This is a genomic window from Gracilibacillus pellucidus, from assembly GCF_033949965.1.
GTDB classification, from domain to species: domain Bacteria; phylum Bacillota; class Bacilli; order Bacillales; family Amphibacillaceae; genus Gracilibacillus; species Gracilibacillus pellucidus.
Map to the genome: position 1 here is coordinate 40,946 of NZ_JAWZSR010000010.1, position 13,509 is coordinate 54,454.

General features: G+C 37.6%; 2 protein-coding genes (1 of these 2 running past the window's edge). Both read left to right on the top strand.

From position 1 onward, the window contains the following. Positions 1 to 10,458: an SDR family NAD(P)-dependent oxidoreductase gene (locus SH601_RS14830; protein WP_319959105.1), complete on the top strand. Its 10,458-nt coding sequence runs from the start codon at positions 1 to 3 to the stop codon at positions 10,456 to 10,458. Beyond that, a protein-coding gene (locus SH601_RS14835; RefSeq protein WP_319959106.1) for an SDR family NAD(P)-dependent oxidoreductase crosses the window boundary here: on the top strand, positions 10,442 to 13,509 show its beginning. It continues 5,584 nt past the right edge of the window; the window shows 3,068 of its 8,652 coding nt (coding positions 1-3,068); it begins with the start codon at positions 10,442 to 10,444; its stop codon lies beyond the right edge, outside the window. Before SH601_RS14830 ends, SH601_RS14835 begins: the two co-directional genes overlap by 17 nt.

Below are 13,509 nucleotides of genomic sequence, written 5' to 3' on the forward strand. Positions count from 1 at the left end.
ATGCATACTCTTAATCAACAGCAAAAAAGGGAAATATTGAAACGCCTATTAGATAAGTCAGAACAATTTCCTAAAGAAGATATTGCCATCATAGGTGTTAGTGGACAATATCCTATGGCCAAAAATCTTAATGATTTTTGGGAGAATATTAAGCAGGGAAAAAATTGTATTAGTGAAATTCCTAAAAGTCGCTGGGATTGGGAAAAGTACTACAATCCAGATAGCGATGAACAAGGTTTCAGCTATACTAAATGGGGCGGTTTTATAGAGGATATCGATAAGTTTGACCCAGCTTTTTTTAACATTACACCGAAAGAAGCAGAAGAAATCGACCCTCAGGAAAGGTTGTTTTTGCAAACAGCATGGGCAACATTAGAAGATGCAGGCATCACAAGATCTTCGCTTATTGAACAAAATTCAAGTGTTGGGGTTTTTGTAGGTATTATGAACAACTACTATGTACGCCAGGGAGGAACTTCTGCTTATTGGTCTCTTGCTAATCGTATTTCGTACTTTATGAACTTACAAGGTCCTAGCCTAGCTGTAGATACAGCCTGCTCTTCATCGCTGACTGCTATTCACTTGGCTTGTGAAAGCCTAAAAAAAGGAGAGTGTCATACAGCGATTGCTGGAGGAGTGAACCTAATTGTTCATCCTGAACATTATGAGAATTTGTCACGAATGAACATGCTCTCTAAGGATGATAAATGTAAAGCTTTTGGAGCGAATGCAGATGGATTTGTGGATGGTGAAGGCCTAGGTGCTGTTCTACTAAAACCATTGCATAGGGCAATAGCAGACAACAATCAGATATATGCGGTAATCAAAGGAACTTCTATTAATGCTGGAGGGAAAACCAGTGGATATACAGTTCCTAATCCAAATGCTCAAGCAGACCTAATTAAAGTAGCCCTTGAGGAAGCTCGTGTTTCCCCAGAAACCATTTCCTATGTAGAGGCCCATGGCACTGGAACATCTTTGGGTGATCCGATTGAAATAGCAGGTCTAACTACAGCGTTTAAGGGGGATGACAATTTCAATCAAAGTTGTCCAATTGGTTCTGTTAAGTCAAATATTGGTCATCTCGAATCAGCTGCGGGTATAGCAGGTTTAACCAAAGTGCTTTTACAAATGAAACATAGGCAGTTGGTACCTTCCTTGCATTCAGAACAGCTGAATCCGCGTATTGCTTTTGAGAATACACCTTTTTATGTGCAACAGCAGTTGGCAGAATGGAAGCAACCTGTAAAGTACGAAAATGGCGAAAGACAAACGTTTCCTCGAAGAGCTAGTATTAGCTCTTTCGGGGCAGGAGGCGCCAATGCCCATGTCATTGTGGAGGAGTATAATGAACCCTTAGTTCAAAATAATTATGTTAAGGAAAAAGAATACTTGTTTTTACTTTCGGGCAAAAATGAAGCGAGGTTGCGTGATTATGCTTTTGAATTTAGGTCTTTTTTAGTGGAAAACAGGTTGAAAATCAATATTGCTGATATCACCTATACACTTCAGATTGGTCGCGAAGCAATGGAGGAACGGTTAGCAATTGTAGCCTCTGATATAGAAACGCTAGTAAAGAAGTTAACACTTTATAACCAAGAACAAAGAAATATTGAAAATCTGTATTTTCAAAAAGAGCCCGAAGCCCACCAGGAACAGGAAATACATAATTGTCTTCAACAGAAGAATTTAAGTCGTCTGGCTAAATTATGGGTTTCTGGTATAGATATTGATTGGTTAGGGTTATATCAGGGGGAAAAACCCAAAGTGGTCTCACTGCCCACTTATCCATTTGCAAAGGAGTTATATTGGATATCAAGGAATAAAAGTATACTCAAAGAAAATAGAGAGAAATTGCATCCTTTGCTGGATTGTAATATATCATCTTTAAAAGAACAAAAATTTACTGTACGTTTGACAGGACATGAATTTTTCATGGCTGATCATAAGTTAGGTAATCAAATGGTCTTACCAGGATCAGCTATTTTAGAAATGGCTAGGGCTGCAGGTAGTTTTTCCACAGAGGATAAAATTTGCAGTATAAAGGATATCTTTTGGAATCAACCTATTGTTTTGAAACAAGTAGGTAAAGAATTCGCTGATAAGGATGTTTTTGTAAGTCTGTTTATGGTTAAAGACGGACTCGAATATGAAGTGTGGAGTATCACCCAAAAAGAGCAAAAAGTTATTCATGCCGAAGGGTTAATGACGTATGGTATATCGGAATTACCAAGAAATTTAGATATTAACAAAATTACTTCCCGATGTAGTCAAACTATGCCACGAGATGAATGTTATAACCATTTTCAAAAAGCAGGTCTTAATTACGGGACAAGCTTTCAAACCATACAAGGAATATCTTTCAATCGAAAAGAATCTTTAGTAGAGCTATACCTACCACCTCACTTAAAGGAAAGCCAATCGGAATTTGACTTGCATCCCTCCCTGTTGGATGGAGCTTTTCAAGCAGTGATAGGGCTATTGGTCGATAAAAACTCTAAAGCAACCTATTTACCTTTTTCACTAGGTGAAGCTATTCTCGTTCGGTCATTAACAGATAAGTGTTATGCTCACGTCACTTGGGCAGAGAAACAACCAACTGGGTCCGAAACAATGTATAGCTTTATGATTAAGATTGTGGACAAAGAAGGGCAAGTACTTGTTCAACTAAATAATTTCACTGTGAAGATGTCTTTAATAAAAAACACTTCGATTAAAGAGTCCGAGACTTTTTTATTGCAAAAGGTATGGTACGAAAAAGAGATTGAATCTTCGGAAAAGAGTAAAGGGTTATCGGGAAATATCTTATTATTTAGCTCCGATGATAACCTTCGGAATATATTGAATGAACATATGAGTGAGCAAGATAATAGAATCATCCAAGTAAAGAAGGGTGACCGATTCACATGTGTAGGACGTGACACATATGAAATTAATCCTTTACAACCGGATGATTATCAGAACTTGATGAACTCATTAAAAGAAGAACAGTTTATACCAAACTATATTATTCATTACTGGTCAAAAGAGGGAGACAACAAGTCAAAAGATTCATTAAGCGAACAATTGCAGCAAAGCATATATTCCATAGTGTACCTTAGCAAAGCACTAATAATTGCAAAATATCAAAAAAGCGTCTCTCTGCTATATGTATATCCGTTTGAAAAGGAAGCGCCCATACCACCATATGAAGCAGTTCATGCACTAGCTAAAACAATTGAATTAGAGAATCCTAGAATTGCGACCAAAACAATCGGAATCTCAAGTGATCAACAGAACACACGTATAAGTCATATCTTTTCCAAAGAATTGACAGTTGACACTGATTACCATTCAGATATTCAGTATATTTCTGGGCAGAGATATGTTTATTCATTTCAGGACAAGCAAACACAGAGGGAAGAATCTGTACCTTTACGGCAGAATGGGGTATATGTCATTACCGGGGGAACCGGTGGACTCGGTTTTCTCTTCGCAAAATACTTTGCTGAACAATTCCAACCTAAGCTAGTCCTTGTTGGGCGAAGGGAATGGAGTCTTGAAATAGAAAATCAGGTTAAAAGACTGGAGGACATGGGAGCTGAGGTCGAGTATATTTCAGCTGATATATCGGATCAAGATCAAGTAAAAGACATCATCAAACAAACAAAAAATAAATTTAAGGAAATTCACGGTATTATTCATAGTGCAGGGGTAATACGAGACTCTCTTCTCTATAAAAAGACGAAGCAAGATATACAGGACGTATTGGCACCAAAGGTTTTTGGTACAGTTTGGTTGGATAAATATACAAAGAATGAAAAGCTAGACTTTTTTTGCTTATTCTCTTCAATAGCCGGTCTGTTAGGTAATGTGGGGCAAGCAGATTACGCTTATGCTAATAGTTTTATGGACCATTTTGCTCACTTAAGAGAAAGGAAACAAGCACAAGAACAACGTTATGGGAGAACACTTTCAATTAATTGGCCCTACTGGGAACAAGGTGGGATGCAGTTAGCCACAGACGAGCAGAACAGGCTGAAACAAATGTACGGTCTTTTACCTTTACGTACAAAAAATGGGTTTAAGGCATTTGAAAAGGGTTTAGCAGCCTATCATACACAACTGGCAGTCATGGAAGGGAACAAAAACGAACTATTACAGGCAATAAACAATCCCCTCCCAAAAATTAACGAGAATTCTCATAAGTCATTAGTGGAAAGTGACATACAAAAACTACGTCAAAAAACGGAACACTATTTAAAAGTTGTACTTTCGGAAGAAACGAAGATACCTGTATCCAATATAGATGTCGAGAAGGAGTTTGAAGCATTCGGAATAGATTCAGTTATTATTATGCGTATGGTTCGTAAACTTGAAAAAGTTTTTGGTGAACTGCCTAAAACATTATATTTCGAATTTCAAACAATTGGAGAATTAACAACATATTTTATCGAAGACCATTACGATAAATTAATTCACATACTCGGGATATTTAAGAGGGAAGCAATGGAAACTTCCGAAGAGAATCATTTAGAAGAGCAATTTTCTAGAAGTAAGAAACAGCGTGTACGATTTGCAAAAACTGATCAGCGACAAGATGATGATGTTGCCATCATTGGTTTGAGTGGACGCTATCCTCAAGCTGATAATTTGGATGAATTTTGGGAAGTCCTCAAAAGCGGGCGTGATTGTATTACGGAAATTCCTGCAGAGCGATGGGATTATATGAAATATTATGATCCAGAGAAGAGAGTCGGAAAAACGTACAGTAAGTGGGGGGGGTTTATTAGCGATTTCGATAAATTTGATTCGTTATTTTTCAATATTTCCCCTAAGGAAGCAAGATATATTGATCCCCAAGAACGTCTGTTTTTGGAAACGGTATGGCATACAATAGAAGACGCAGGTTATAAAAAAATGGAGCTTGAGAAACGGAAAATAGGTGTTTTTGTTGGAGTGATGTATGGTCAATACCAATTATATGGGATAGAAGAGGAGGCCAAAGGAAATTTTGTTTTACCAAACTCTTCCTATGCATCTATTGCCAATCGTGTATCATATTTCTTTAATTTCCATGGTCCAAGTTTGGCTTTGGATACGATGTGTTCATCTTCATTAACTGCGATACATTTGGCAATTAACAGCCTCCATCAAGGAGAGAGTGAAATGGCGGTAGCAGGTGGTGTGAATTTAACTATTCATCCGAGCAAGTATTTACTATTAAGTGATTCAAACTTTGCTTCTAGTGATGGACGCTGTCGAAGCTTTGGAAATGGCGGCGATGGTTATGTACCTGGTGAAGGTGTGGGAGCTATCTTACTAAAGCCCCTTAACAAAGCGATTGCCGCGGGTGATCATATTTACGGTGTAATAAAAGCGAGTACCGTAAATCACGGCGGTAGAACCAATGGTTATACAGTGCCTAATCCAAATGCTCAAGGAAATCTCATCAAAGAAGCTATGAAAAAAGCAAATGTATCTCCACAAGATATTAGCTATGTGGAAGCCCATGGAACAGGAACATCATTAGGGGATCCAATTGAAATCAACGGATTAATACAAGCTTTTGGTAAACAGCATTCCAAGCAATCTTGCTCAATTGGTTCAGTCAAGTCTAATATCGGTCATTTGGAGTCAGCAGCTGGTATTGCAGCGCTTACTAAAGTGTTATTACAAATGAAACACAAGCAATTGGTTCCTTCTATTCATGCGTCTGAACCTAATCCAAACATCAATTTTAATCAGTCACCTTTTTACTTACAGCAATCATTGGAAGAATGGAGGCAACCAACTGTTTTGCAAGATGGAAAAGAGAAAAAAATCCCTAGGACCGCTGGGATTAGCTCTTTTGGTGCTGGGGGTTCCAATGCTCATCTCATCATTGAAGAGTACATCCAACAAAAATTACCGGTTGAAGTCAAGGAGGAGCCACAAATACTGATCTTATCAGCCCGTAATAAGAACAGACTACAAGTATATTCGAGAAAAATGATAGAATTTCTTGATAAGTCGATTGGCAACGGAAAAAGTCCAGTGTCACCGATTAGCTTGGCTGATATTGCCCATACTTTACGGTTTGGGAGAGAGGAATTAGACGAACGATTAGCTATTATTGCTTCTAACATAGAAGAATTTAAAGATAAATTGAGCCAATATATTCAAGATTACCATACTTCATCCGTTTATGCTGGGAATATAAATGAAGTTAAAGAAGTTACAAAGGTATCTGATCTACGGTCTCATGAAAGAGATATACTAAGTATTGTAAATAAGTGGAGGGAAAATGGAGAGTTAGGTAAAATAGCTGAGTTGTGGGTGGCAGGTGTAAAAATTCATTGGGACAAAATATCACTGAATGAAGGGACAAAGCAACCACTTCCTACCTATCCATTTCAGAGAGATAGGCATTGGATTTTACAAGATGATGCTAAGCCTAATAATACCGCAGTCAGTAATTTAGAAATTCATCCTTTGGTAGAATTCATTCATCCTGATTTGAGCTTAAAAAACAACGGTGTCGTCTATCAAAAAAAATTGAAGTACAATGATTTAATCGTCAAAGATCATCTTGTAGATAAAAAACGACTTTTTCCTGGTGTTGGCCAATTAGAAATGGCAATGGGTGCAATAACTCATTTAAAACAAAGCAACGGTTATAGTCTATCTAACGTAGTTTGGTTACAGCCAGTCCTCCTGAACCAAAAGGAGCTGGAATTGCATATCTTGATTAAAGAAAAGAATGAAATGCTTACTTTTGAAATTCAAAGTATTCCTGAAGATAAGATTGTTACTCATTCTAAAGGGATTATACGTAAGGAAAGTCAACCTAGGGTTGATCAGGAACTATATATTTCTGTGGAAGATGTGAAACTGAGAGCAGCATTCGAGTTGGAGAAGACGGAATTTTACGAAAGATTTTCTAAGGTGGGCATTGATTATGGGCCATACTTTCAATGTATACAGCACATCTGGGGCAACCAATTAGAAGCATTAAGTATGTTTCAAATTCCACAGGGACAGGAGGAAGAATTAGGACAATATACCTTACATCCATCTTTAGTAGATGGTGCACTACAAACAATTGCAGGTATCGAAGGCCATGATGATGATCTGAAATTACCTTATTCTGCAGAAAGTGTGGTGGTGAAGCGGCCTCTTTCATCTTCTGGTTATGCCTATGTCCATTCAACAGGGAAGGATATTTATCAGGTAGAGTTAATGGATAACGAAGGGCATGTATGTATCAGTCTTCATGATGTTAGTGTTCGTCCAGCACCAGTGAAAACGCAACCATCGACATCTATATATTATAAGCCTAGATGGAAGCTCGCACCCTTACCTCCCATTTCTCAACTAGATATTGCAGCAAATCAGAAAGTATTAATTATTGCTCATGATGATAGTGCGGGATTAGACGTTGGTTTAGCGGAAGCTTACGATAAATCACAAGTTTATTATATTCAATTAGGGGAGGAAAATATAAAATATTCAGACAAGTATTGGGAGATCGACTCAAGCGACCCGTACTCTTTCAAATCTTGTTTGCAAGAAATCCCAAGTGATATTCACGTGGTTTACTTCCTTGGGGGGATTCAAGGAGAGGTGACACAGCATACGGACATCGATCAGCTAAACAGTACACAAGAAATTGGAGTTATTAGTTTGTTTAGACTTGTACAAGCATTGAGTGAGAAAGGGTATGATGAACGTTTTCTTCGTTTACATGTCATTACAAACCATGTATATACGCTCTCAGAAGATGAGCTTCCAAATCCGGATGTAGCTGGTATACATGGACTAACAAAATCGATGATCAAAGAGTATCCTCACTGGGATATAAGTTATACAGATGTTGATCTTAGATCGTTTATTAATACATCTCAGGCATCTGTAAAGCAAGAAATAATCAAAACTCTTATAGCTGAATCTTTTGCTAAATCAAGTGAAGATATTTTAATTCATGCGGGACAGCGTTATGTCCGTTCACTTTCACAAATTTCACTCCCACCAGTAAAGGAAAGTGGTTTTAGAAAAAATGGCGTATATTTTATTCTTGGGGGTGCAGGAGGTATTGGATTAGAATTAAGCAAATATCTAGTCCAGCAATTTGACGCAAAAATTATCTTAATCGGTCGTAGCCCATTAAATGATGAGAAACAGCAAAAGATAGATGAAATAATGAGACATGATGGACAAATATTATATATTCAAGCAGATGGTACTGATCTAAAAAGTATGCAAGGTGCTGTTAATGAGGTAAAGTCCCAATTTGGCCAGATTCATGGTGTTATACATTCTGCTATCGTCCTCAAAGATAGTACGTTGAAAAATATGGATGAAGAGTCATTCCGAGCAGTCTTATCGCCTAAAGTCCAAGGAAGCTATATCCTCTATCAAGTGTTTAGAGACGAACCACTTGACTTCATGATGTTTTTCTCATCTGCCCAATCCTTTAGTGGAAATGCTGGGCAAGGAAATTACGCAGCTGCCTGTACGTTTAAAGATGCTTTTGCTCAATATCTTAAGCGGACTGCTTCCTTTCCGGTCAAAATCATTAATTGGGGATATTGGGGTGAGGTTGGTATAGTGGCCTCAGAACATTATCATAAACTTTTGACTGCTCAAGGCATTTATTCTATGGGTTTGAATGAAGGAATAGAAGCGTTAGAGAGAGTTCTTCATTATCCAATTGACCAAGTGATGGTCATGAAAGCGGAAAAAGAAGTATTAGAACATCTTAGTGTAGATAGGAATTCTTTGATGATTCAACATCGTGTTAATATGCCATCTATGTTGCATTCAACGATTGATAGGAACCGAAGACCAAGGCTTAATGAAGAAAGCTTACAAAAGTCAAGGAATGCATTTCTAGAGATTGAAAAACTTAGTGAACTATTGTTATTGAACATGTTCCAGAAGTTAGGGGTTTTTAAAAATAGCAATGAACAATACAAAAAAGAAGAATTGAAAAAGAAGCTAGGGATTATTGATCATTATAGTCAATTATTCGAAGCTCTATTAGATATTATGGCACAAAGTGAATTGATTCAAATAGAGGAGAAGTCTATACGAACCACTTCCCGAATTGATAATCCAAATTTACAGGAAGAGGTTAAGAATTTAAAGCATAGATTTAATCAGTCAGATAGTCTTCTAGACATGAAGGGCCATGTAGATTTACTAAGGACATGTTTTCAAAATTATGCTGATATTTTAAGAGGTAACGTTCTTGCCACTGACATCATTTTTCCTAACTCATCAATGACTAAGGTAGAAGACATTTATCAAAACAATGTCATAGCAGATTACTTTAATCAATTGATTGTCTGGGGACTTCGTTCTTTTATTCAGAAACGATTGCCAACATTACAGGAAGGAGAAAAAATAAAAATATTAGAAGTGGGCGCTGGAACCGGGGGAACAAGTGCCACGGTATTTGAAGGAATTCATGAATTTGCTGACCAAGTGGAGTATATATATACGGACATTTCCCTAGGTTTTATTAATTATGGTCGCAGCCGATATGGAGTTCAGAATCAATTTGTTAAGTTTTCTACATTAGATATTGAAAAGGATATTCAGTCACAGGGATTTGATTTTGGTGGATATGATGTAGTTATTGCTGCAAACGTGCTCCATGCGACCAAACATGTACAGGGGACATTGAATAACATTAAAAAACTACTAAAAACCAATGGATGGATTATTTTAAATGAAGCGACAATCGTTAATAACTTTACAACCCTTACCTTTGGATTACTTGAAGGATGGTGGCTGTACGAAGACTCAAAAGAGAGGTTACCGAACTCACCTTTACTCAGCACATCTATGTGGAAAGATCTATTGAAGCGAGTAGGATATGAACAAACAGTTGCCCTAGAGTCCATGTCTCAGGAGAATAGTGGCTTTGTCCAAAATATTATCTTTGGGGAAAGTAATGGACTTTCAGAAACTGTTCAAAACAGTAATTCCACCACAATTATGGATACAACGGAACTTTCTTTAGAAATAGCAGAAGATCAGGTGTCTCAAGAAATGGTAGCAGTGACACAAGAGCATACTGCACTGCCTCATACAGCTTCGATCCCAAAAAATAATAAACGGGAATATATTGAAGAGACATTGATTAACTGTATCGTTGAAGCACTTGAGGTGAATATTGAAGACATTTTTATAGAGAAACAGTTCTCTGAGTATGGTGTTGATTCTATCACTGGATTAGAACTAATTAAGACTATTAATGATACATTAGGCATCACTTTAAAGACGACAGTTTTATTTGATTATACTAATGTCAATGTTTTAACAGATTATATCCTGAACGAATATGGCGAAATTATTTTTCAGGCAATTTCTGATGGTGTAATAGAAGAGGAGGATGAAGATCTAGAGCTCCTGAATAAATTAGCCGACGGTGAATTAAATATTGATCAAGTTTATAAGTTAATGGGGTGGAAATATGGAGCGGAAGATTAAAAAAATACTTGACTTGATACAGAATGGGAAGTTGTCACCTTTAGATGGAAAAAAACTAATTGAAAAAATGGATCAATCTCGGGCTGATGAAACACCTCAGCCCGATCAAATGGAGGCAGATAATGTAACGGATAATGAGCAATATAAATCAGTTGTCATACAAAAACCTGGGACAATTTCAAGTATTCAGACGCAAACGATTAACCCGAAAGATCCCGGGAAAAGCGAAGTACAAATTCTTGTTCATGCTTTTTCATTAAATTTCGGTGATTTACTGTGCGTAAAGGGTCTATATCCGACAATGCCGCAATATCCTTTTTCACCCGGTTTTGAAGTCTCAGGGGTGGTTACCAAAACAGGGTCGGAAGTTTCGAGGGTTAAAGTAGGTGATGAGGTTATAGCATTAGCGGGCCCTCAACTTGGTGGGCAAAGCTTTGTTTTAAATACAGATGAAGCATTAGTCGTCAAAAAACCAAAAAATTTAAATCATCAAGAGGCTTGTTCATTACCCATTGTCTATTTGACGATGCATCATGTTTTTAATAAAGCGGATGTTAAACGTGGCGAAAAAATTCTGATTCAAACAGCAACAGGTGGAACAGGTTTGATTGCAGTACAAATGGCTCTTCAACTGGGTGCTGAAATCTATGCTACGGTAGGATCACCAGAGAAAATAGAATACTTGAAACAACTAGGGGTGCAACATTGTATTAATTATCGAAAAGAAGATTTTGAACAAAAAGTGTTGTCCTTGACTAAAGGTGAAGGTGTGGATGTAGTTATTAATACCTTGTCAGGTGAATCGATCCAAAAAGGGTTAAACATTCTTACCCCCAAAGGACGGTATCTTGAAATTGCTATGACCGGCTTAAAAACTGCTAAACAAATCGATTTATCATGTTTAGACAACAATCAAACCTTTTACAGCATTGACATGCGCAAAATGATGTTGTCCAACATAAAAAGTGTTACACAGTACCTTGATGAAATGTATGAAGTACTAGAAAAAGGGATGATCAAGCCGACTATAGGTAAAGTATTTTCTTTTTCAGATATCCATCAAGCCTATAAACATTTGGAACAGAGAGAAAATATTGGGAAAGTTGTGGTGACCACACCTTCTACGTTATGGGGCGATAAAGATTTAGTAAAGGTTGATGAACAGAATAAAACTTACGGTGCAAAGGTAACTGAAAATCCAAAGAGAAAAGACATTGCGGTTATCGGACTATCTTGCCAATTTCCAGGAGCTAAAAATAAAGAACAATTTTGGTCCAACCTATCTCAGGGTATCAGTTCTATTCGAGAAGTTCCAAAGGATAGATGGGATCCAGATAAATATTATGATAATGACCCGAAAAAATTAGATAAAACAAATTGTAAATGGGGAGGATTTTTGGATGACATTGATCAATTTGATGCATTATTCTTCAAAATCTCTGGAAAAGAAGCTGAATTAAGTGATCCACAACAACGGTTACTATTGGAAGAAAGTTGGAATGCATTAGAAGATGCAGGATATGCCAATGACCAAATTTCAAATAAGAATTGTTCTGTCTTTGTTGGTCTAAGTAATGGTGACTACGTGGAAAAAATGAATGAAATGGGCGTTCATAAAGAAGCGCAGTCTTTTTGGGGGAACCACAACTCGGTATCAGCTGCAAGAATATCATATTTTCTTAATTTGAAAGGGCCAAGCATAGCGGTAGATACAGCTTGTTCCTCTTCATTGGTCAGTATTCATTTGGGATGTCAAAGTATCATTTCTGGCGAAAGTGAAATGGCCTTAGCTGGCGGTGCTTTTATTAACGTTACCCCTCAGTTTCATATTGCTTCGAGCAATGCTGAGATGCTTTCTCCTGAAGGAAGAAGTGCAGCCTTTGATAACGATGCTGACGGATTTGTACCTGGCGAAGGCGTAGCCATGCTCGTCTTAAAATCTTTGGAAGCTGCCGAACAAGATGGTGATCATATTTACGGAGTGATCAAAGGTTCTGGAATAAATCAGGATGGAACGACGAATGGTATCATCGCTCCTAGTAGTCTATCGCAATCAGAACTTGAACAATCAGTATATGAAAAATCAAATATTAATCCAGAAACGATTACTTATGTTGAATCACACGGAACAGGGACAAAGTTGGGTGATCCCATTGAAATAGATGCGTTAACTAATGCATTTAGGAAATCAACCGCTAAAACTCAATACTGTGCGATAGGTTCTGTAAAAACGAATATAGGTCATGCAGCTACAGCAGCTGGGGTTGCTAGCATTATAAAGGTCTTGCTGTCAATGAAATATAAACAAATTCCGCCTTCACTCAATTTCGATAAGCCAAATGAACATATAGACTTTGAGAATAGTCCGTTCTATGTCAATACAGAATTAAAAGATTGGAAAGTGAAAAGTGGGGGAAAACGGCGGGCAGCAGTAAGCTCGTTTGGTTTTAGTGGAACCAATGCTCATTTGGTTATTGAGGAACCTCCTCCACGAGCCAATTTTTCACAAAAAAATCCCTTGTATTTGGTTCCTTTTTCTGCACGAAATGAGGAAGGGTTGTACCAACAAATCGCTAACCTAGAAAAATGGTTGCTAGAAGAAGATGAAAAATCCATCGCTGATATTTCCTATACGTTAATGGTGGGGAGAAAACACTTTGGCGTCCGTGGGGGATTAATTGTGAGGAATGTGGAAGAGCTGAAACAGAAATTGGATACGCTTCTAGAACATGGGAAAGTTGCAAATTATACTCATGTCAACAGCAGAACATCCTCACAAAAATATGATCAGGCTAAGGAAGACCGAGGTATGCATATTTTGAATGACACGCTACGAGGGGAATTGTCTGAAAGGCAGTATAAAGAAAAGTTGTTGTTTCTGCTAGATTTATATGTCCATGGGTATAACCTGGACTGGGGGAAAATATATGGAGATACCAGACATTACCGTCTATCAATGCCAACCTATCCCTTTCAGAAAAAACGTTTCTGGTTGCCTAGTAATGCTGTACCAAAGGCAAGAACAGTTGTTCAACAAGCAGATGGTGGAAT